Origin of the sequence: Acidovorax sp. A1169 (assembly GCF_030704685.1) — a bacterium.
In the GTDB taxonomy this organism is placed as follows: Bacteria; Pseudomonadota; Gammaproteobacteria; order Burkholderiales; family Burkholderiaceae_C; genus Acidovorax.
The window spans coordinates 31,536-53,062 of record NZ_JAUZDX010000005.1; the positions used below are offsets into that span (position 1 = coordinate 31,536).

Annotated in this window: 20 protein-coding genes; 10 read left to right on the forward strand and 10 right to left on the reverse strand. The window is 68.2% G+C overall.

All coding sequences use genetic code 11. The annotated features are described in order from the left end of the window. Positions 1-19: 19 nt before the first annotated feature. The gene (locus QYL93_RS10245; RefSeq protein WP_305743563.1) at positions 20-961 is read left to right on the forward strand and encodes an ATP-binding cassette domain-containing protein; all 942 of its coding nucleotides are present in this window, start codon (positions 20-22) and stop codon (positions 959-961) included. A 166-nt stretch (positions 962-1,127) separates the two neighbouring features. Here the strand turns inward: QYL93_RS10245 and purT are convergent, their stop codons facing one another. Beyond that, positions 1,128-2,339 carry a formate-dependent phosphoribosylglycinamide formyltransferase gene (gene purT, locus QYL93_RS10250; RefSeq protein WP_305743564.1) on the reverse strand — a complete coding sequence of 404 codons (1,212 nt, stop codon included), beginning with the start codon at positions 2,337-2,339 and terminating at the stop codon, positions 1,128-1,130. A gap of 116 nt (positions 2,340-2,455) precedes the next feature. On the opposite strand from purT, the gene QYL93_RS10255 reads away from it, so the two are divergent. The 8 genes from QYL93_RS10255 (at position 2,456) to QYL93_RS10290 (ending at position 10,512) form a co-directional block, all read left to right on the forward strand. Then, positions 2,456-4,054, forward strand: coding sequence for a sigma-54-dependent Fis family transcriptional regulator (locus tag QYL93_RS10255; protein WP_305743565.1), 1,599 nt, complete (start codon positions 2,456-2,458; stop codon positions 4,052-4,054). 235 nt (positions 4,055-4,289) lie between these two features. Beyond that, positions 4,290-5,189 carry a sulfurtransferase gene (locus QYL93_RS10260; protein ID WP_305743566.1) on the forward strand — a complete coding sequence of 300 codons (900 nt, stop codon included), beginning with the start codon at positions 4,290-4,292 and terminating at the stop codon, positions 5,187-5,189. A 73-nt stretch (positions 5,190-5,262) separates the two neighbouring features. Further along, positions 5,263-5,832 carry an OsmC family protein gene (locus tag QYL93_RS10265; RefSeq protein WP_305743567.1) on the forward strand — a complete coding sequence of 190 codons (570 nt, stop codon included), beginning with the start codon at positions 5,263-5,265 and terminating at the stop codon, positions 5,830-5,832. Positions 5,833-5,887: 55 nt separating this feature from the next. Next, positions 5,888-7,042 (forward strand): acyl-CoA dehydrogenase family protein, encoded by a 1,155-nt coding sequence (locus tag QYL93_RS10270; RefSeq protein WP_305743568.1) that lies wholly within the window; start codon positions 5,888-5,890, stop codon positions 7,040-7,042. Then, positions 7,039-8,319: an FAD-dependent oxidoreductase gene (locus QYL93_RS10275; RefSeq protein ID WP_305743569.1), complete on the forward strand. Its 1,281-nt coding sequence runs from the start codon at positions 7,039-7,041 to the stop codon at positions 8,317-8,319. Before QYL93_RS10270 ends, QYL93_RS10275 begins: the two co-directional genes overlap by 4 nt. A 141-nt stretch (positions 8,320-8,460) precedes the next feature. Next, entirely contained in the window at positions 8,461-9,039 is a 579-nt protein-coding gene (locus tag QYL93_RS10280) for a DUF3455 domain-containing protein (RefSeq protein WP_305743570.1), read from the forward strand. A gap of 154 nt (positions 9,040-9,193) precedes the next feature. Next, entirely contained in the window at positions 9,194-9,760 is a 567-nt protein-coding gene (locus QYL93_RS10285) for a sigma-70 family RNA polymerase sigma factor (protein WP_305743571.1), read from the forward strand. Beyond that, entirely contained in the window at positions 9,757-10,512 is a 756-nt protein-coding gene (locus tag QYL93_RS10290; RefSeq protein ID WP_305743572.1) for an anti-sigma factor domain-containing protein, read from the forward strand. Before QYL93_RS10285 ends, QYL93_RS10290 begins: the two co-directional genes overlap by 4 nt. 27 nt (positions 10,513-10,539) lie before the next feature. On the opposite strand, the gene cynS is transcribed toward QYL93_RS10290, so the two are convergent. The 6 genes from cynS to QYL93_RS10320 all read right to left on the reverse strand — a co-directional run bounded on the left by cynS (position 10,540) and on the right by QYL93_RS10320 (position 16,428). After that, entirely contained in the window at positions 10,540-10,983 is a 444-nt protein-coding gene (cynS, locus tag QYL93_RS10295; RefSeq protein WP_305743573.1) for a cyanase, read from the reverse strand. 105 nt (positions 10,984-11,088) lie between these two features. Next, positions 11,089-11,955 (reverse strand): ABC transporter ATP-binding protein, encoded by an 867-nt coding sequence (locus tag QYL93_RS10300; protein ID WP_305743574.1) that lies wholly within the window; start codon positions 11,953-11,955, stop codon positions 11,089-11,091. Then, a complete protein-coding gene (gene ntrB / locus QYL93_RS10305) occupies positions 11,945-12,814 on the reverse strand; it encodes a nitrate ABC transporter permease (RefSeq protein WP_305743575.1) in 870 nt (289 codons plus the stop codon). The genes QYL93_RS10300 and ntrB overlap by 11 nt, the downstream gene beginning before the upstream one ends. A 169-nt stretch (positions 12,815-12,983) precedes the next feature. Next, the gene (locus tag QYL93_RS10310) at positions 12,984-14,387 is read right to left on the reverse strand and encodes a CmpA/NrtA family ABC transporter substrate-binding protein (RefSeq protein ID WP_305743576.1); all 1,404 of its coding nucleotides are present in this window, start codon (positions 14,385-14,387) and stop codon (positions 12,984-12,986) included. Between the two features lie 146 nt (positions 14,388-14,533). Then, positions 14,534-15,220 (reverse strand): response regulator transcription factor, encoded by a 687-nt coding sequence (locus tag QYL93_RS10315; RefSeq protein ID WP_305743577.1) that lies wholly within the window; start codon positions 15,218-15,220, stop codon positions 14,534-14,536. Further along, entirely contained in the window at positions 15,217-16,428 is a 1,212-nt protein-coding gene (locus QYL93_RS10320; protein ID WP_305743578.1) for a PAS domain-containing sensor histidine kinase, read from the reverse strand. The genes QYL93_RS10315 and QYL93_RS10320 overlap by 4 nt, the downstream gene beginning before the upstream one ends. A 53-nt stretch (positions 16,429-16,481) precedes the next feature. Here QYL93_RS10320 and QYL93_RS10325 point away from each other — a divergent pair, with 53 nt between their 5' ends. Then, complete coding sequence (locus tag QYL93_RS10325; RefSeq protein WP_305743579.1) at positions 16,482-17,327, forward strand: ABC transporter permease; 846 nt, start codon at positions 16,482-16,484, stop codon at positions 17,325-17,327. Positions 17,328-17,333: 6 nt separating this feature from the next. Here QYL93_RS10325 and QYL93_RS10330 read toward each other — a convergent pair whose 3' ends face one another. The 3 genes from QYL93_RS10330 to QYL93_RS10340 all read right to left on the reverse strand — a co-directional run bounded on the left by QYL93_RS10330 (position 17,334) and on the right by QYL93_RS10340 (position 21,469). Further along, complete coding sequence (locus QYL93_RS10330; protein ID WP_305743580.1) at positions 17,334-17,666, reverse strand: STAS domain-containing protein; 333 nt, start codon at positions 17,664-17,666, stop codon at positions 17,334-17,336. Between the two features lie 95 nt (positions 17,667-17,761). After that, entirely contained in the window at positions 17,762-18,829 is a 1,068-nt protein-coding gene (locus QYL93_RS10335; RefSeq protein ID WP_305743581.1) for an ABC transporter substrate-binding protein, read from the reverse strand. Between the two features lie 21 nt (positions 18,830-18,850). Then, a complete protein-coding gene (locus tag QYL93_RS10340) occupies positions 18,851-21,469 on the reverse strand; it encodes an MFS transporter (RefSeq protein ID WP_305743582.1) in 2,619 nt (872 codons plus the stop codon). Positions 21,470-21,527: the final 58 nt, after the last annotated feature.

A 21,527-nucleotide genomic window follows, 5' to 3' on the forward strand; every position in this document is an offset into this window, starting at 1 on the left:
TATCGCACACAATCGGTGCATGACGGATCTATTCGAAGTGCGCGATCTGCGCAAAAGCTATGGCGAAACCACGGTGGTCAACGACGTCTCGTTCGCCATCGCCCCCGGTGAATGCCTGGGCGTGATCGGCCCCAACGGCGCGGGCAAGACCACCACCATCCGCATGTGCCTGGGCCTGACCAACCCCGACAGCGGCAGCGTGCGCTTTTACCCCAGCGCTGGTGCAGACCCCCTGCACATGCCGCACGACGCGCTGGCCATCAAGGCGCAGATCGGCGTGGTGACACAGTTCGACACGCTGGACCCGGATTTCACCTGCTACGAGAACCTGCGCGTGTTCGGCCGCTACTTCGGCATCAAGGGCCCAGCCATGGACGAGCGCGTGCCCCGCCTGCTCGAATTCGCCTCGCTGGGCCACAAGGCCAACGCCAAGCCCGGCGAACTCTCGGGCGGCATGAAGCGGCGCCTGAGCCTGGCACGCGCCCTTGTCAACGACCCGCGTCTGCTGCTGTTGGATGAGCCCACCACGGGCCTCGATCCCCAGGCCCGCCACCTGATGTGGGAGCGCCTGCAACTGCTGCTGCAACAGGGCAAGTCCATCCTGCTGACCACCCACTTCATGGACGAGGCCGAACGCCTGTGCTCACGCCTGCTGGTGCTCGACCATGGCAAGAAGATCGCCGAAGGCCGCCCGCGCGAACTCATTGCCCAGCACCTGGAGCCCGACGTGGTGGAAGTCTTCGGCGTGGGCGCCGTGGCCCTGGCCGAAGATGCCGCGCTGCGCCCCCTGGCGGCGCGCGTGGAGGTCAGCGGCGAAACGGTGTTCTTCTACACCCAGAACGCCCAGCCCCTGCTGCACGCGCTGGGCGCGCACCCGCATCTGCGCACCCTGCACCGGCCGGCCAACCTGGAGGACCTGTTCCTCAAGCTCACAGGGCGCCAGATCCGCGAGGATGGTTGAGTCGAAGTCTGCGCCGGTTTTCTGCGATACGTAGGACGTCACGCAAGGAAAAAAACTGGCGCGGCCCAAGCCAGTGCCCCCGTGCAAGGGCCGCCCCGCCGCACTGGGGGCGTCCCCCTCCCGACTCGCGCAGCGAGTCGAGAGAGGGGTGAAGGCGCGAAGCGACTCAGGGGGTGATCACCTTCCGTGGCTTGACTTTGCTGGCGGCGAGCTTGGCGTTGTCGCGCGCGGTGTGCACGTCCGCAGCGCGGGCCAGGGCCACGCCCATGCGGCGCTTGGTGAAGCTCTCGGGCTTGCCGAAGAGGCGCAGGTCGGTGTCGGGCACGCGCAGGGCCTCCTCCACGCCGTCGAAGACGATGCCCACGGCATCCACGCCTCCGTAGATCACGGCACTGGCGCCGGGGTTGCGCAGGCTGGTGTCCACCGGCAGGCCCAGGATGGCGCGGGCGTGCAGTTCGAACTCGCTCTGGTTCTGGGTGCACAGCGTCACCAGGCCAGTGTCGTGCGGGCGTGGGCTCACTTCGCTGAACCACACGTCCTGGCCCTTGACGAACAGCTCCACGCCGAACAGGCCCTGGCCGCCCAGGTTGTCGGTCACGGCCTTGGCGATCTGGCGCGATTTTTCGAGCGCTGCCGGGTGCATGGGGTGGGGCTGCCAGCTTTCCACGTAGTCACCGCTGACCTGCACGTGGCCGATGGGGTCGCAGAAATGGGTCTCGATCTGGCCATCGGCACCCACGGCGCGCACGGTGAGCTGGGTGATCTCGTAGTCGAAGTCGATGAAGCCCTCGACGATGACGCGGCCGTGGCTCACACGGCCACCGGCCATGGCGTAGTCCCAGGCGGTCTTCACGTCACCGGGGCCGTCGATCTTGCTCTGGCCCTTGCCCGAGCTGCTCATCACCGGCTTGACGATGCAAGGGTAGCCGATGCCGGCGTCGATGGCCGCCTGCAACTCGTCCAGCGAATTGCAGAATTGGTAGGGGCTGGTGGGCAGGGCCAGGGTTTCGGCGGCCAGCACGCGGATGCCTTCGCGGTCCATGGTCAGGCGCGCGGCGCGTGCGGTGGGGATCACGCGCACGGTGCCGGCGGCCTCCAGCTCTTCGAGCATGGGGGTGGCGATGGCCTCGATCTCGGGCACGACCAGGTGGGGGCGCTCGGCCTCTATCAGGGCCTTGAGCTGTGCCGGATCGCTCATGGTGATGGTGCGGCGGTGGTGGGCCACCTGCTGGCCGGGGGCGTTCTCGTAGCGATCGACCGCGATGGTCTCCACGCCCAGGCGCTGCAGCGCGATCAGGACCTCCTTGCCGAGCTCGCCCGAGCCCAGCAGCATGACTTTGGTGGCATGGGGGGACAGGGGGGTTCCGAAGGTGGTCATGGCGGTGCTTTCGACAGAAGGTAGAGGGGTTTTGCCGCCCGCAAGGCGGCCCATGGGTGCCGACTTTAATGCACCCGAGACAGTCCGCGTGGCGCAGAACTTGCAACACCCGGGGCATGACCGCCCCGCCCGCCTCTGGCCACCCGCGCACCCAGCCCGACTGGCATGCGCAGGAGCTGCTGCTGATGCGCGAGGTGATGCGGCTGATCGGCCGCAGCCTGGCACCGGGCCTGGTGCTGCGCGAGATGCTGCACCTGATGAGCGAGCTCTTGGGCCTGAACCGGGGGCGCATCGTGCTGGTGGATACGGCAGGGGCTGCGGCGCCCCGCACCTCCTCCATCCAGCACGCCTATGGCCTGACCCAGGCCGAGGTGGAGCGCGGGCGCTACGCCTGGGGCGAGGGCATCACGGGGCGGGTGCTGGCCACGGGGCAGCCGGCCATCGTGCAGGACATCGATGCCGAACCGCTGTTCCTGGCGCGCGCGGTGCAGCGCAGCCACCTGCCGCCCGAGACGGTGGCCTTCATCGCCCTGCCCATCGAGCTGAACCACGCGCCCATCGGGGTGCTGGCCTGCCACCGCATCCGCAGCCGCCAGCGCCACCTGAACGACGACCTGGCCGTGCTGCGCGTGCTGGCCACGCTGGTAGGCCAGTTGCTGCAGCTTGAGGCCCTGGTGGCCGAGCAAACGCGCCAGTTGGAGGCACGCAACGCCGTGCTGGCCAACGCACTCAACACCAAGAGCGCGCGCTACGGGCTGATCGGCAATTCACCCTCGCTGCTGCAGGCGCTGGGCGAACTCGAACGCGTCTCGCAGACCCAGGCCACGGTGCTGCTGCTGGGCGAATCAGGCACGGGCAAGGAGCTGTTCGCACGCGCCGTGCACTTGGCCAGCGGCCGGCGCGACCGGCCCTTCATCAAGGTCAACTGCTCGGCCATACCGGATGCGCTGTTCGAGTCCGAACTGTTCGGCTACGAGCGCGGCGCCTTCACGGGCGCCAGCACGGCGCGCGCGGGCTGGTTCGAGCAGGCCGACAGCGGCACCATTTTCCTCGACGAGATCGGCGAGCTGCCGCTGGCCATGCAATCGAAGCTGCTGCGCACCCTGCAGGAAGGCACGCTGGTGCGCCTGGGCGGGCAGCGCGAGGTGAGGGTCAACGTGCGCCTGGTGGCCGCCACCAACCGCGACCTGGCGCGCGAGGTGGAGGCCGGGCAGTTCCGCCAGGACCTGTACTACCGGCTCAACGTGATCCCGATCCGCCTGCCCTCACTGGCCGAGCGGCGCGAGGACATCCGCGCGCTGGCGCTGCACTTCGTGAGCCGCGCCAACCAGGCCCACCAGCGCAACGTGAACCTGGCGCCCGATGCCCTGGCGCGCCTGGAAGCACACCCCTGGCCCGGCAACATCCGCGAACTGGGCAACGTGATCGAGCGCCTGGTGCTGCTGGCCAACGACACGCTGGTGACCGATGCGGAGCTGGGCCGCTTCCTTCCTGGCGCCACGGCCACCCAGCCGGCCCCCGTGGCAGCCCCCCCGGCGCAGGCGCCGGGCGATGCGCCCTTGGTGCGCGACTACGCCCCGGCGCATTCCCACAGCGCCCACACCCTGCAGGCGGCCCTGGCCGAGCACCACGGCAACCAGTCGCGCGCGGCGCAAAGCCTGGGCCTCACGCTGCGCCAGTTCAGCTACCGCCTGCGCAAGGCGGGCCTGCGCTGAGCCCGGTGAAAGGCTCGCCACTGTGTCGACAATTTGTCGACACAGTGTTCAAGGCAGTCGCCAGCGCCTCCTTGCATTCGGGTCACGAAGTTCATTTTTGCTATCCATTGAATAGCATTGAATGTAGAGCGGAAATTGCTCTCGATGAATTTCAACTCGAATCGACGACTCTGGCACACCTGTTGCGGTAAGGGAGGTAGGCCATCCTGCCCACCACCGCATCGAAAGGTTTCCCATGAGCACCGATTCCGACGCCGTCCTGATCTCGCCCACCCAGTTGCAGGCCCTGCAGGCCGCCGAGCCTGTCGTCCTGATCGACACCCGCGACGCCGACACCTATGCCCTGGGCCACATCCCGGGCGCGGTGAACCTGCGCGAAACCTTCACCTTTCTGGCCACCTCCAGCCCCGAGGGGCTGCAGGAACTCAAGGACACCTTTGCCGCGCACCTGGGGGCCATCGGCCTGTCGGGTGCCGAGACGGCGGTGTTCTACGAAGACGCGCTGAACAGCGGCTACGGCCAGTCCTGCCGCGGCTACTACCTGCTGACCTGGCTGGGCTACCCCAAGGTCAAGGTATTGAACGGCGGCTACTCGGCCTGGAAGGCGGCCGAGCTGCCCGTCTCCACCGAGGCCGTGGTACCCATGCCCGCCATCTTCCCGACCACCCTGGCCACGGCCGACGTGATGCTGACCAAGGACGACGTCGCCGAAGCCCTGGGCACCGACACCGTGCTGCTGGACGTGCGCGACGTGGACGAGTGGATCGGCGAAAGCTCCAGCCCCTATGGCAAGGACTTCGCACCCCGCAAGGGCCGCCTGCCGGGCGCCAAGTGGGTGGAGTGGTACCGCTTCATGAAGCCCTCCGCCCAGGGCCCGGTCTTCAAGTCGCCCGACGAGGTGCGCGCCGAATGCGCCACCGCAGGCATTGCCCCGAGCGACACGGTGTACCTGTACTGCTTCAAGGGCGCGCGTGCATCCAACACCTTCCTGGCGCTCAAGCAGGCCGGCTTTGCCGACGTGCGCATGTACTTCGGCTCCTGGAACGAATGGTCGCGCGACGACAAGCTGCCCATCGAGAGCGGGCTGCCCCTGCTGCGCACGGCCAGGAAGCCCGCGCTGGCACTGGCGGCCTGACCACGGGCTGGGGCAGGCTGCCCCACCCATCCCTTTCTGCTTCTTTCATTCATCACTGCCTCCAAGGAAACCCATGTCCACCGACCTGCTGGAACCCACCGCTCCCGTCACCACCGTCCACACCGCACTGCGTCCCATCGACCGCGACGGCCTGATGGCCTTTGCCGAAAAAGGCCGCAACAACCCCGCCAGCCGCGGCACCAACAAGGTCCACACAGTGATGGAGGGGCAGTACCGCTCGCTGAGCACCGTGGGCAGCCATACGCCCGTGGTGGTGGATGAGCCGCTGCACCTGTTCGGCCAGGACACGGCGCCCGCCCCGGGCGAGATCGTGCTCTCGGGCCTGGGCGGCTGCCTGGCCGTGGGCATCACCGCCGTGGCCACCTGGAAGCAGGTCACACTCAGCAAGATCGAGATCTTCATGGAGGGCGACATCGGCAACCCCGCCGCCTGGGGCGCCGGTGGCGCGCTGCAGAAGCTGCCTCCCGAGATGGGCTTCCAGGCGATCCGCGTGAAGGTGCTGATCGAGGGCGACGCACCGCGCGAAGTGCTCGACGAGATCGTGCAGCACGCCAACTTCTACTCGCCCGTGGCCAACAGCATGCGCAACCCGATTCCGTTCGAGATCGGCCTGATGGATTGACCACCGGCCCCGCTCCGCCCTTTCTTTGCCTGCCTGCGCTTCCAAGGACTTTCCCATGAACCCCGCCGATCTCCCTCCCCAACTCCACCTGGAAGGCGCCCTGCAGGGCGACGCGCTGCTCGCCGCCGTGCGCGCCATCGCCCAGGGCCCGCTGGCCGCGCAGGCCGAGGCCATCGACCGCGTGGGCTACTACCCGCGCGCCGAGCTGCAGCAGCTGGGTGCCGTGGGCGCGATGGCGGTGCACCTGGACAGCACGGCTGGGCCGGCAGACTACGGCCTGGCCATCCGCGCCATGGCCGAGGTCTCGCGCGTGTGCGGTGCCACCGGCTTCATGCTGTGGTGCCAGGCAGTGTGCGGGCTGTACCTGCAGCAGTCGGGCAACCCCGCGCTGATGGGCGAGGTGCTGCAGCGCCATGCCAGCGGGGTCGGCCTGGGCGGCACCGCCCTGTCCAACCCCATGAAGAGCTACGCCCAGATCGAATCCCTGCTGCTCAAGGCCACGCCGGTGGAAGGCGGCTACCTGGTGAACGGTACCCTGCCCTGGGTCAGCAACCTGGGGCCGGACCACTACTGCGGCGCCGTGGCGGCCATCGCCCAACCCGAGGGCAGCGCGCCGCGCGAGCTGATGTTTTTGCTGCGCTGCGGTGCGCCGGGCGTGGAGATGCGCGAGTGCCCGAGCTTCTCGGGCATGGAGGGCACCGGCACCTACGCGCTGCGCCTCAAGGACCATTTCGTCGGCGCGGACCACACCATTGCCGACCCGACACGGCCGACCATCGCGCGCATCCGCGCCGCCTTTGTCATGCTGCAGTGCGGCATGGCCGTGGGCATCACGCAGGGGGCCATCGACTCGATGTGGGCGGTGGAAGCACAGCTCGGCCACGTCAACCAGTTCCTCGAAGACCGGCCCGATGCCCTGCAGGCCGAACTCGACGCGCTGACCACGCGCGTGATGCGGCTGGCCGAGACGCCCTTCGACACCCGCACCGATTTCTTCATCGACGTGCTGGACGCCCGCGCCCATGGCGCCGAGCTGTGCCTGCGCGCCGCCCAGTCGGCCCTGATGCACCAGGGCGCGCGCGGCTATCTCATGAGCTCGGACGTGCAGCGCCGGGTGCGCGAATCGCACTTCGTGGCCATCGTCACCCCGGCCATCAAGCACCTGCGCAAGGAGATCGCGCGCCTGTCCACCGAGGAGATGCCGGCATGAGCGCTGCCGCCATCACCCACTCCGCGCTGGCCGACGATCCCTGGCTGCAGTACATCTGCCACGCCTGCGGCTACATCTACGACGAGGCACAGGGCGACCCCGACGGCGGCCTGCCGCCCGGCACCCGCTATGCCGAAATCCCAGACGACTGGGGCTGTCCGCTGTGCGGCGTGACCAAGGGCGATTTCGAGCCCTACTTGGCGCCAAGCATGGAGGCACTGAAAGCCCAGGCACGCAGCGGCACGGCGGTCTTACCCACAACCGCGCGCAACGCCCGGCCTGGCGTTGTCATCGTGGGCGCCGGCCGTGCAGGCTGGCTGGTGGCCGAAGCCCTGCGCGCCCTGGACGCGCAGCGCCCCATCACCCTGGTGACCGACTGCAGCGGCGATGTGTACGACAAACCGCAGCTGTCCATCGCCATGGCCAAGCACCTGCCCGCCGAGCGCCTGGTGCGCGAGAGCGGCGCGGTCGCAGCAACGCGCCTGGGCGTACGCCTGCTGGCACACACGCATGCCGTGCGCATCGACACATCTGCCAACGGTGGCACGCTGCGCACCACGCGCGGCCCGCTGCGCTACCAGCACCTGGTGCTGGCCCATGGCGCGCGCGCCGCCCTGCCCCCCGGGCTGCCGGCCGCACTGTGCTGGCGCATCAACCACCTGCAGGCCTACCAGCGCCTGCGCGCCGCCCTGGGCCACACGCCGCGCCGCGTGCTTATCGTGGGCGCCGGCCTCATCGGCTGCGAGCTGGCCAATGATCTGGCGTTGGGCGGCCACAGCATCACCCTGCTCGACACGGAGCCCCTGCCGCTGGCGCGCTGCGCTGGCGAAGCCCGCGCCAGCGAACTGCTGGCGGCATGGGGCACATTGCCCATCGCGTTCGTCGGCGGCGTTCGCGTGGCCTCGCTCGACGCGCTGGCCGTGCCCGACCCCGAGGGCGCCCTGCAGCTGACCACCACCGACGGCCGGCAGTTCACGGCCGACCAGGTGATCGTGGCTGCCGGCCTGCAGACCCCGCCGCGCCTGGCCCAGAGTGCCGGCCTGGCCTGGGATGGCGGCATCGCCGTGACGCCGCAACAGCTGCGGACCAGCGTACCGGGTATCCACGCCCTGGGCGACTGCATCACCATCGGCGGGCAGGCCAGCCGCTTCATCGAGCCCCTCGCCCGGCAGGCGCGCACCATTGCGGCAGCGATTGCGGGGGCGGGCGATGTGCCGTATGAGCCCCGGCCCGCCTCCATCCGGGTCAAGACGAGCTCCTGGCCCATGAGCCTCTGATCGGCGGCCCCTGAGTACGCAAAAAGTATTTCAACTATTTTTCCGCCTGCCTGCATCCAAACGGCGTCTTCGTGGGTAGTACCTGCAGCAGCCCATTTTTTTGCTGCTGTCCATTCAACCCATTTGAAGAAGAGGAACGCCATGACGACCACCCAGCCAACGCTCTACCGCACCATCTCCCTGGCCGGAGCCATCGCCGCCGCAGCCCTGCTGACGGCCTGCGGCTCGATGATGGGCTCCAGCAGCGGGCCCATGTTCTCGCAGGACAGCCTGCCCGACACCGTGAAGGTGCCCGGCGGCAACAAGGTCGCCATGGAAACCGTGGGCGTGGGCGAGATCACCTACGAATGCCGCGACAAGGCCAACGCGCCCGGCCAGACCGAATGGTTCTTCGTGGGCCCCAAGGCCGTGCTCAACGACCGCGCCGGCAAGCAAGTGGGCACCTACTACGGCCCACCCGCCACCTGGGAGTCGAAGGACGGCTCCAAGCTGACCGCCACACAGGTGGCAGTGGCCCCGGCCGGTGCCGGCAACATCCCCTACCAGCTCGTGAAGGCCAACCCGGCCATGGGTTCGGGCTCCATGACGGGCGTGACCTACATCCAGCGCGTGGCCTTGAAGGGTGGCGCAGCCCCCGCTGCCGCCTGCAGCGCCGCCAACAAGGGTGAGCGCCAGATCGTGAAGTACCAGGCCGACTACATCTTCTGGAAGGCCGCATAAGCACCTCCCGCAGTGCGATGAACGCAATCCCTTGTCATTCAGGGGATTGCGCGTGGATGCAGGGCCTGGTGGGCTAGGATGTAGGCACGCCCTGGGCGCTGGCATTGCGCCAGCCCCAGCCAACCGACGACCGTGCCGAGCCCCTTGCGCAACCGTGCCTGAAACCCCTGGCGAATTTGACTACGAAGCGGCCCTGGCCGCCTGCGCAGCCGGCGACCGCCAGGCCATGCGCCGGCTGTACGAGCACGAGGGCCCGCGAATGCTGGGCGTGGCGCTGCGCATCGTGCGCCAGCGGGCACTGGCCGAGGACATCGTGCACGACGCCTGCGTGAACATTTGGAGCCGGGCCACTGGCTACGACGCGGCGCGCGGCAGTGCGCGCGGCTGGATCTACAGCGTGGTGCGCCACCTGGCTCTGAACGCCGTGCGCAACGCACGCCGCCATGTCGATATCGACGAAGAAACCACCCACACCCTGGAGGCCGACATGTCCGTGCAGGCCTTCCATGATGCCGCCAGCAGCTTCGAGCTGAACACCAGCCTGGGCCGCCTGCAGCACTGCCTGGAGGCTCTGGAGCCGGCACGGCGCAACTGCGTGCTGCACGCCTATGTCGAAGGCTGCACGCACGGCGAGATCGCCGAACGCCTGGGCGCGCCACTGGGCACCGTGAAGGCCTGGATACGGCGCAGCCTGACCTCGCTGCGGGAGTGCATGGCATGAGCACGCCCTACCCCGAAGACCCGAACGACGACCTGCAGGTGCTGGCCGGCGAGTACGTGCTGGGCACGCTGCCCGCAGCCGAGCGCCTGGCCGTTTCGCAGCGCCTGGCCACCGAGCCTGCGCTGCAGCAGGCGGTGAACGACTGGGAGGAACGGTTGCTGCCCCTGACCCAGCTGGCCGAGCCGGTACCGCTGCCTGCGCACCTGGCTTCGCGCATCGAGGCATCGCTGCAAGGCACGCGCCAGCAGGCCAGGGCGCCGGCCGTACCTGCAGCAACAATGCCCCCGTGCAACGCTTCCGGTGGCTGGTGGAACCACCTGGGCCTGTGGCGCGCACTCGCAGGCTCCGGCTTTGCCATGGCGGCCGTGATGGCTGCGGTGCTGGTCACCCGCACTGCACCGGTGGCAGCACCACCGAAATTCATGGTCGTGCTGGTTGCGCCGCAGGACAAGGCGCCCGGCTGGGTGGTGCAGGCCAGCTCGCCCCGGCAGATCAGCCTGATACCGCTGGGCGTGGCCGAAGTGCCTGCCGACAAGGCGCTCGAGTTCTGGACCAAGGCCGACGACTGGAATGGCCCCGTCTCGCTGGGCTTGGTCAAACCCGGCCAGCCACTGCAGGTGCAACTCGACAAGCTGCCGCCGCTGCAGCCCAACCAGCTCTTCGAGCTGACGCTGGAGCCACCCACGGGCTCGCCCATCGGCAAGCCCACCGGGCCTATCCAGTTCATCGGCCGGGCCGTCCAGGTACTCTGAGCGCTGCTGCCGGCGAAGCCAGCAGACTCAGTACTGCTTATAGGGCAGGAACTTGCCCGAGAGGACCACATTCACGCGGTCGCCCTTGGGGTCGGCCTGGCGCTGGATGTCCATGCTGAAGTCGATGGCGCTCATGATGCCGTCGCCGAACTCCTCGTGGATCAGCTCCTTGATGGTCGTGCCGTAGACGCTCACGATCTCGTACCAGCGGTAGATCAGCGGGTCGGTGGGCACGGGCGTGGGCAGCGAACCCTTGTAGGGCACGACCTGCAGCCACTTCTGCTCTTCGGCGGTAAGGCCGAAGATCGTGCCCAGCACCTTGGCCTGTTCGGGCGACGCGGTCATCTGGCCCAGGCACAGGGCGGTGGTCCATTCCTTGGACTGGCCGACCTTCTTGGCAATGGCATCCCATTGCAGGCCTTTCGAGACTTTGGTGCTGATGATCTTTTCGGTGACGTCGTTGCGGTTCATGTTGGCTCCTTTGGGTTGGGACGTTGTAACAGGGGGCAAAAATTCAGGATGCAGATCTCCCCGGCCACCCATGCAGGCGACCCGGCGGGGTGGTCTCTGGCGAGGTCAGTGGGCCTTGGCCCGGGTCACGAGAAAGTCCACGATGTGGTTGCGCAGCGGGTAGTAGCCGTCCAGGTGGTGCAGGCTGCTGCGCGTGCGTTCGCGCGGCAGCGGGTTCACCACCACCTCGGCGATGCCGCCCGGGTGGTAGCCTGCGGGCGACTCGTTGCCGTTGCTCATGAGCAGGATGCGGTCGGCCAGCAGGATGGCCTCGTCCACGTCGTGGGTGATCATGAACACCGTCTGCTGTGTCTGGCGCACGATGGCCATCAGCTCGTCCTGGATGGTGCCGCGCGTGAGCGCATCGAGCGCGCCGAAGGGCTCGTCGAGCAGCAGCATCTTGGGCTGGATGGAGAAGGCGCGCGCAATGCCCACGCGCTGCTTCATGCCGCCCGACAGCTGCGAGGGCTTCTTGTCGATGGCCGGCGACAGGCCCACCAGCGCGACGAATTTCTCCACATGCGCATCGACCTGCGCCTTCTTCCAGTCGGGCCAGCGCGACTTGACGGCGAAGGCGATGTTCTGGCGCACGGTGAGCCAGGGCATGAGTGCATGGCTCTGGAACACCACGCCCCGGTCCAGGCTGGGGCCAGCGACCTCGCGGCCGTCCATGATGACGGTGCCCGAGGTGGCGGTGTCCAGGCCCGCCAGCACGTTGAGGATGGTGGTCTTGCCGCAGCCCGAATGGCCGATGATGCAGACGAATTCGCCCTTGTCGAGCGTGAACGACACGTCGGCGAACACCGGCTTGGAGGGCACGTAGGCCTTGCTGAGGCGATCGATCTGGAGGAAGCCGGAGGACACGGGGGAGGCCTTTCGTTGCGGGGCGTCGGGGACAGTGGCGGCCGGGCGCTGGGCGACGTCACTCCACATAGGTCACCACCTTCTGCAGTTGGCCGAAGGCCAGGTCGAGCAGCATGCCGACCACGCCGATCACCAGGATGGCGAAGATCACGTTGGTCAGCGACAGGTTGTTCCACTCGTTCCAGACGAAGTAGCCGATGCCCGTGCCGCCCACCAGCATCTCGGCGGCCACGATCACCAGCCAGGCGATGCCCATGCTGATGCGCATGCCTGTGAGGATGGTGGGCGCCGCAGCCGGCAGGATCACCAGGAAAGCCTTGCGCAGCGGGTTGACCTGCAGCGTGGCCGAGACGTTGAGCCATTCGCGCTTGACCGAGGCCACGCCGAAGGCCGTGTTCACCAACATGGGCCACACCGAGCAGATGAAGATCACGAAGATGCCCGAGATCGACGAATCCTTGATGGTGTAGAGCGCCAGCGGCATCCACGCCAGCGGGCTGATGGGCTTGAGCACCTGGATGAACGGGTCGAACGCACGGCGCAGCAGCGGCGACATGCCGATGATGAAGCCCAGGGGTATCGCCACCAGGCAGGCCAGGCCAAAACCCAGCGCCACGCGGCCCAGCGAGTGCGCCAGCTGGATGGCGATGCCCTTGTCGTTGGGCCCGTTGTCGTAGAACGGGTTGGACACATGGCCCCACACCGTGGCGCCCATTTCGCCCAGCGAGGGGAAGCCGCTGCGCTTGGTGCCGGCGCCCGGGTCCTTGCCCATCATCTTGGCGTATTCGATCTGTTCCGCACTCATGCCCGCAGTGCTGTTGGCCGGGCCCGACGACGCCGTGGCCGCGTACCAGATGCCCAGAATGGTCAGGAAGATCAGCACGGACAGCAAGCCCGCGCGCAGGTTGAGGTTCTTGGAACTTGTCATGTCAAATCTCCGTGCGCTTCACAAATCCATCAGCCCGCGAAACGGGCAGGGCCGAAGCCAGCGCCCCCGCGCAAGGGCCGCCCCGCCGCGCTGGGGCACCCCCCTCCCGCACTGCGCAGCAATGCGAGAGAGGGGTGAAGGCGCGAAGCGACTCAGGGGGTGCTTCATTTCAGGTCACCTTGCGGATCGGGAAGCTCTTGGCGTATTCAGACGCCTTGGCTGCATCGAACTCGCGGCCCATGATCTTGAACTTGGGGTAGGCGCCCTCGGGCACCTTCTGGTCCAGTGCTTTCATCTGCTTTTTGGCGTCGGTGATCAGAAAGACCTTCTCGGCAATCTGCTTGTAGTCCACGTCGCCCTTGACGTAGCCCCAGCGCTGCATCTGCGTGAGCATCCACACCGCCATGCTCTGCCAGGGCATGGGGTCGAAGTCGGCACGGTCGGGCACGTTCTGGATCTTGCCCAGGCCGTCGGCGAACTTGCCGGTGAGCACCTGGGTGAGCACGGCCTCGGGCTGGTTCAGGTAGGCCTGGGGCGCGATCACCTTGGCGATGAGCTCGCGGTTGGCCGGGTCGCGCGCCATCGCGGCCGAGGTGAGCACCGCGCGGTACAGCGCGGCGAAGGTGTTGGGGTTCTTCTGGATGAACTCGGTGCTGGTGCCGAAGGCGCAGCAGGGGTGGCCGTTCCACAGGTCTTTGGTGAGCAGGTGGATGAAACCCACTTCCTCGAACACGGCACGCTGGTTGAACGGGTCGGGGCCCAGGAAGCCGTCGATGTTGCCCGCACGCAGGTTGGCCACCATCTCGGCCGGCGGCACCACGCGCAGTTGCACGTCGGTATCGGGGTTCAACCCCGCCTCGGCCAGGTAATAGCGCAGCAGGAAGTTGTGCATGCTGTACTCGAAGGGGATCGCGAACTTGAATCCCTTCCAGTTCTTCGGGTCGCGATTGTCCTTGTGCTTCAGGGCCAGCGTGATGGCCTGGCCGTTCACGTTCTGGATGGTGGCAACGTTCATCGGCGTGGCGTTGGAACCGAGGCCCATCGAGATCGCCAGCGGCATGGGCGACAGGAAGTGCGTGGCGTCGTACTCCTTGTTGATCATCTTGTCGCGGATCAGCGCCCAGCCGGCCGTCTTGGTGACCTCCACGGTCAGACCCTGCTTGCTGTAGAAGCCCAGCGGGTGGGCCATGATCAGCGGCGTGGCGCAGGTGATCGGAATGAAGCCAATCTTGAGATTGGTTTTCTCCAGCGCGCCTTTTTCCTGTGCCATGGCCTGCATGCTGGCCACCGGCAGCACACTGGCAATGGCCGCCATGGCCGTGCCCTTGCCCACCGCCTTGATGAAGCGCCGGCGCACCGCGTCCTGCGGGAACAGCGCCTTGACCAGCGTCGCCTCGATGAACTCATTGCTGTAGGCCTCGAACTCGCTGGTGAGGCTGCGCTGGCGCAGGGTGGCGGCGGCAGCGTCGGCCGACACCTCGGCATGGTGGTCTGCGGCCGTATGGTCGCGGCCGCAGCTGCACTTGAGCATCAACGGGCGGTCAGCATCGAAAGGCGAGAAGAATTCGGACATGGCACACCTCGGAGAAGTTGATGCCATGCACTACGCAAAGCGCGGGCCAGTTGCACCCTCACCCGCCCCGCCGCCATGAATTCGTGGGGGCGATGTCTACAGCATGTAGGGGCAGCACTACAAATCGGGCCTCCGGCGCCCGAGAATCACTCCGCAGGCGTGCCGCGCGCCAGCAGCGCCAGCTCCACATCGTTGCGCGCACCGGTCTTTTCGAGGATGCGGGCGCGGTAGGTGCTCACCGTGTTGGGCGCGAGCTTGAGCTGCGCACCAATTTCGCCCACGCTCTGTCCCGCCGTGAGCAGACGGAACACCTGGTGCTCCCGGTACGATAGCGCGTCCACCCCGGCTGGCATGCCCTGCTGGGCTGAGCGCACCACCCCGGTGCGCTCCACCGCGCCCGCCAGCGCCTGGGCCGTGGCCTCCGTAAGGTAGCGGCCACCGGCGGCCACCTTGCGCACGGCGGCCACCATGTCGTCGGGGTCGGCGCTCTTGTGCAGGTAGCCGGCCGCGCCCATCTGGATGCAGCGCACCGCGTACTGCCGCTCGGGGTAGGTGCTGAGCATCAGCACCGGCAGCAACGGCCAGGCCTTGCGCAGGGCCTGCAGCACCTCCAGGCCATCCATGCCCGGCATGGCGATATCGAGCAGCACCAGGTCGATTCCGGTCGGACCGGAGAGCGCCGCCACCTGGTCGAGCACCTCCTGGCCATGGGTAGCCTCGCCTGCCACCACGATGTCGGGCAGGCCGTTGGCCGGGTCGCCCAGCACCTGTTTGAGGCCCTCGCGCACGATGCGGTGGTCGTCGCCAATGAGCACGCGCACCGGGGCGCTCATGGAGCCACCTCCAGGGGAATGCTCAGCTGCAGGCACGAGCCTTCGCCAGGCTCGCTGGTGATGTGCAACTGCCCGCCCATTTGCCGTGCACGCTCGCGCATGCCCATGACGCCGTAGGCCGTGGGCGCTTCGAGCGCCTGGCGCGTGGCGCCCACGCCGTTGTCCTGCACGCGCAGATGCAGTTGCTGCTCCTCGGTATCGATGCGGATGGCGATGGCGCTGGCCTGGGCATGGCGCCCGACGTTGCTCAGCATCTCCTGGAAGATGCGGAACACCGCGATGGCGGCCGGCTCGGGCAGGTGCAGCGTCTCGGGCACCTCCATCTGCCAGTGGAGCTGCAGCTCTGCCGACTGCACGAATTCCTGCGCCTGCCACTCCAGCGCCGCCCACAGGCCCTGGTGGTCCAGGATGCTGGGGCGCAGGTCGGTGATGATGCGGCCCACGTTGTCCACCGCATTCTCGATCAGGCGGCTCATGTTCTGGCACTTGCAGCGCATCTGCTGGCGCATGTCGCCCGCCGCCTCGGGGCTGCGCTCGCCCTGCTCGCCCAGGCGCTTGTGCAGCCAGTTGACGTCCATCTTCAACGCCACGAGCAGGCTGCCCAGCTCGTCGTGCACCTCGCGCGCGATGCGCGTGCGCTCATCCTCGCGCACCTGCTCGGAGTACGCCGAGAGTTCGCGCAACTGGCCCAGCGCCTGCGACAGCTCCTGTGTGCGCGCGGCCACCCTGCGCTCCAGTTCGTCGTTGGCGCGGGCCAGCTCGTCGTGGGCGCGCTGCAACTCGCCAGCCGCGCGCTTGCGCTCGGTAATGTCCACAAAGGTGACCACCGCGCCCTGCACCTGGCCGGCCTCGACGATGGGGTGGCTCGAATACTCCACGGCAAAGGCCGTGCCGTCCGCGCGCCAGAAGACCTCGCTGTCAACCCGGCAGGGCAGGCCCGAGCGGAAGGCATTGAAGATCGGACAGTCGCTGTCGGCATAGGGGCTGCCGTCGGGGTGGGAGTGGTGGGTCAGCGCATGCATGTTGCGCCCCATCACCTCCCCGGTGGCCAGCCCCAGCATGCGCGCGCCGGCCCGGTTGATGAAGACGCAATCGCCCGCCAGATCGATGCCGAACACGCCCTCGCCCGTGGATTCGAGCAACAGGCCGAGCCGCTCGCGCCAGAGGACGGGGGCGTTGGGGGGCAGGTGCAGTGCGCTGGTGGACATGCGCCAGGGCGCAAGCAATGGCCATGCCCGGCAAGCCGCAGCACAATAGGGCCATGCAAACCGCTCCCCCTTCGCCCCAGGCGCCGCCGCCCACCCCGTCCGTATGGAAGCCACCCTCGCTGTCCTCGCGCTGGTGGCCCGTGTTCCTGCGCAATCTGCTGGTCTGGCGCAAGCTGGCCATCCCCAGCCTGGTGGGCAACATCGCCGAGCCGCTGATGTGGCTGGTGGCCTTCGGCTACGGCATGGGCGCGCTGGTGGGCCAGGTGAACGTGGCTACAGAGGGTGGCATGACCAAGGTGCCGTACATCCTGTTCCTGGCCAGCGGATCGATCTGCATGAGCGCCATGAATGCGGCGAGTTTCGAGGCGTTGTACTCGGCCTTCTCGCGCATGCACGTGCAAAAGACCTGGGACGGCATCATGAACGCCCCCGTGCGCCTGGACGACGTGGTGCTGGCCGAGATGCTCTGGGCGGCCTTCAAAGCCCTGTTCACCGTGACGGCCATCCTCGGGGTGATGCTGGCATTGGGCATCAGCCACAGCCCCAAGCTGCTGGTGGCCTGGCCGGTGCTGCTGGGCGTGGGCATCATGTTCTCGAGCATCGCGCTGATCTTCAACGCGCTGGCCAAAGGCTACGACTTCTTCACCTACTACTTCACGCTGGTGGTCACGCCGATGATGTTCCTCTCGGGCGTGTTCTTCCCGCGCGAGCAATTGCCACCCATCGTGCGCGCCATCTCCGACTGGTTGCCACTGACGAACGCCGTCGAGCTGGTGCGCCCGCTGTTGATGGACCAGTGGCCCGCCCACCCCTGGCGCCACGGTCTGGTGCTGGTGGTGACCACGGTGGCGGCCTTCTGGGTAGCGCTGGCGCTCACGCGCCGGCGCTTCCGCATCTAGGGCCGATCAGACTTTGGCCAGGCCTTCGTCCAGGGTAGTGGTCACAGCGAACAGGGTCAGGAAGCCGCTCATGTCGAACACCTCGCGCACCATGTCGCTCAGGCCTACCAGCACCAGCTTGCCCTTGCTGGCACGCAGCTTCTTGCCCGCGAGCAGCACCACGCGCAGGCCGGCCGAGCTGATGTAGTCGAGCGCAGAGAGGTCAAACACTACGCGCTGCGTGCCCGCTTCGAGCTGCTCGGCGACCACCCTCTCGAGTTCGGGCGAGCTGTTGCTGTCGAGGCGGCCGCGTGGGCGCAGGATCAAGATGTCGTCGCGGCGCTCCTGTTCGAGGGTCATGGGCGCAATCCTTGGAATCGTGGCTGTAGAAAAGAAGTCCTGGAACTCCGGTTCGGCCCATTGTAGGGGCCGCACCGCAGTTCGCGGCCAGCGCTTCAGTTGGCGGCGGCTTGCTTGGGCACGTTGATCACTTCGGCCACATTCAGCAGCAGCATGGGCGGATACAGGTCCAGCGCCTGTACCGTGCGCATGTTGACCAGCAGCGAGAAGCGCTGCAGCGTAGAGGCGGCGATAGCCTGGGGCGGTTTTTTCTCGACCAGGATCTGGCGCGCCATGGAGCCGGCATAGCGGCCGATGTTGGCGCCATTGGAGAACAGCCCGAACAGGCAGCCCGACTGGCGCACGATGCTTTCGGTTGCGCAGAAGGTCGGCAGCTTGTTCTGGAGCGCGGCGGTGGTGACGGCGTCGCGGTGCGTGAAGGCCAGGAAGGTGATGGGGCCGACATAGAGGAAGTCGACCTTGCGTTCGGCCAGGGTCTGAATCTGCGGGGCGATCTGCGTGGGGTCGGGTCCGCCCTGGGGCAGCAGGGGCAGGCTGGCCTCGACCACCTCGAAGTTCTGCGTGCGCGCCAGCTCCTTGAGCCGGTCGCGGATCAGGCCGGAGTTGGGCTCGGCCGGGTTGTGCAGGTAGCCCAGGCGCGTGAAGGGGCGGTAGGCACGGATGGCGTTGAGCTGCACCGGCAGCGGCGCCACGTGGCTCACGCCCGTGACGTTGCGGCCATGTCCCTCAAGCGTGCGCAGCAGGCCGGCGCCCACCGGGTCGGTCACCTCGGTGAAGACGATGGGCAGGTCGCGAATCGCATCGTCCTTGCCCGCCTGGTCATCCCGGCCCGCCAGGGCGAGGGTGGTGGGCGTGCCCCAGGCATAGATCAGGTCCGGGCGTGCCGCGCGCACCTTGGCACGCAGTTCGGGAATGTCCTCACTGCGGCCCGAGAAGCGGATGCTCACGTACTGCACGGGCACATCCTGGCGCTGCAGGTAGCCGGTGAAGCCCGCCTCGATGTTCTGGTCGTCGCGCGGCAGCACCATGGCGATGGTGAAGCGCTTGGTGGCGGCCGCCACGCCAGCGGCCGCCGCGTTGGTGGCGCTCTGGGCCATGGCGGCCGAGCTGCCCAGCAGGGCACAGGTGGCCCCAACGGCGATGAGGATGCGGCGCAGGTTCATCGGTAATTCTCCAGAGGGTCATCAGGCCGCCGCAGCGGCCTGGGTGCGAGGGTTGCGCAGGCCGGCGGCCAGGCTCAAGGTGGACACTGACAGCAGCAGGCCCACGGCCACCACTGCGCCGGCATAGCCGAAGGCGGTCACGGCGACTGCCGTGACAAAGGGCGCGACGATGCTGCCGCCGCGCTCGATCAGCCGGAACGCGGCCAGCGCCTGCTCGGGTGTGGCGCTCGCGCGGCTCGCATCCACGCCCTCGAAGGCCTCGGTCGTCAGCGCGATCTGCGGTGACGACTGCATCGCCTGGCCGAAGCCCAGCAGGGCGCAGCAGGCGGCCATGCCCCAGACGCCGCCCAGGGTCGGCAGCGACAGGCAGGCCAGCACGCTGAGCACGCCGCCCGCCACGATGAAGGGCTTGCGCTGCCCGAGCAGGTCCGACCAGTGCGCCGCCAGCGAGGCGGTGAGCGCAAAGCACAGGAAGTACAGCAGCAGCACCCGACCCGCTACCGCAGGCGGCTGCTGCAGCTCGTTCATGTACAGGGGCACCACCACCGAGAGAATGGTCACGGCCACCAGGCGGCCCGGCAAGGCCGCACCCAGGATCACCCAGATGGCGCGCGGCTCGCGCAGCACCGCCATGTAGCCGCGCCAGCCGCCGGAGGTGGCCAGGCCGCGCTGGGCTGCGGCGCTGCCCTCGGGCACGGGCAGCGACAGGCGCAAGGCGGCCAGCAGGGCGCCGACCATGCACAGCGCGCAGGCCAGGAAACCGATGCCGTCACCAGCGCGCGCGGCGATCATGCCGCCGAAGGGCGGGCCGACGATGCCCGCCGCCACAATGGCCGCAGCCACTTCGGCCAGGCCGCGCGCGCGCTGTTGCGGCGGCGTGATGCGCACGATGGCCGTCTGCACCAGGATCAGCGCCAGGCCGTAGGCCGCACCACCCAGGGCGCGCAGGCCGATCAGGGTCCACGCGTCGGTCGCCCAGGCGGTAGCGGTCAGGGCGAGGGTGCCGGCCAGGGCCGCCAGCATCAGGCTCCAGCGCAGGTCGAAGCGCCGCGCCAGTGCCGGGCCGGCGGGCTGGGCCAGGGCCAGCGTGGCCATGAAGGCGGCAACGGGCAATCCGGCCACCATGGTGGGCGACAGGGCGGCATCGATGGGCCGCACCTCGCTGGCAAACACGGTAAAGAAGGGGCGCAGCAGCTCTTCGGACAGGGCCACCAGGAACACGGTCAGGCGCAGCAAGGTGAGCTGGGCGCCGACCTGGGGCGTTTCGGACGTGGCGCTGCCACTGCGTGCGGCGCGGATCAGCTGTGTCCGGCATTCGGCGGCGTCGCGCTCATGGGCCTGGGCGCTTTCCTGGTCGATGGTGTGGTTTTTTTGCCAGCGCCGCTGCAGCCCTTGCCACAACCGGGCCTGCACATACGCAGCCAGCGGGAACAGCAGCGAGCGGCGCCACAGGCCGCGCGCGAGTTCGCGCACCAGCACGGCGGCGATCACCAGGGCCAGCACCAGGTCGATCAACATGCCCGCGAGCTGGCGGTCCACGAAGTCGGCCGGGTAGCCAACCACCACGGCGCCATCGCCGGCCGTGAGCGTGCGCCGCGGGAAGTCGGACGCACCCTCGCGTGCCTGCGCGGGCACATCTCCGCTCCAGGTGGCATTTTGCGCCGGGCCGCTGGGCGGCTGCAGGGCCAGATAGCTCAGCTCGGGTGCTTCGACAAGCTGCTGCCGAAACAGTTCGTCCACCCCATTCATCGCGTTCCAGGGCACGCCGAGCGATAGCGCGCGCGCGACCTGGCCCGACAGCGCGCGGCCCACAGCGTCGGCGTTTTCCTGGATCTGCGCCGTGACGGCCGGGCGGGCTGCCTCGCGCGCGATCCACAGCATCGCGGCGGGCGCCACCACCGCGCTGAAGACCACGGCCAGCCAGAGTTGTTTGGCGGAGCCCTGGGCGGCCCGTGCGCCGACGCCACTGCCGATGCCGCGCATCGAGGTGATGACGCGGCTGCTCCAGCGCAGCAGCAGCCACCAGGTGATCAACAGGGCCAGCAGCATCAGCGGCAGTGCGCGCAGCACCATGTCGAGCGCGACGCCCCGCGCCTGTGCGCGCACCTCGGCCAGGTCGAGCGCCCCCCACAGGGTGGCCGCCGGGACGCCGGTGGAATCGAAAATGGCCGCGCCAATCCACGCGTAGCGGCCCGTGTTGCGTACCGCCGGGGCATGGCCCGGGCCGGCGTCGATCACCGCCTGCCGCCAGCGCGGCGCGATGGTGGCATGCAGCTCAGGGTCGCCCGAGCGCAAAACGGCCTCGCCCCGATCGGTGTCGATGAACACCCCGCGCAGTAGGCTGCCCGCTGCGCCCAGGCGCGCGACCCGCTCGGACAGCACGGTCTGGTCGGCCACGGAAACGCCGAAGCGCAGGCCGGACTCGGTCTCGTCGGCCACCTGGCGCAACAAGCGAACGGTGCGGTCCTGCGTGAGCTGGGTCAGCAACTGCTCTGTCCGCCAGGCGATCAGCACCAGGGACAGCCCAAACAGTACCAACGCGAAGATCGCAGCGAATACCAGGGATTCGCGCCGCAGGCGTCGCTGCAATGCGGCCACATCGATCTCGGTGTCCGGCGTGGTGTTGGTCGTGTCGGTCATGGAAATGCTTCCTTGGTATGCCGGTTTCGTCGAATGTCATGGAGCTGTTCTATAGTCG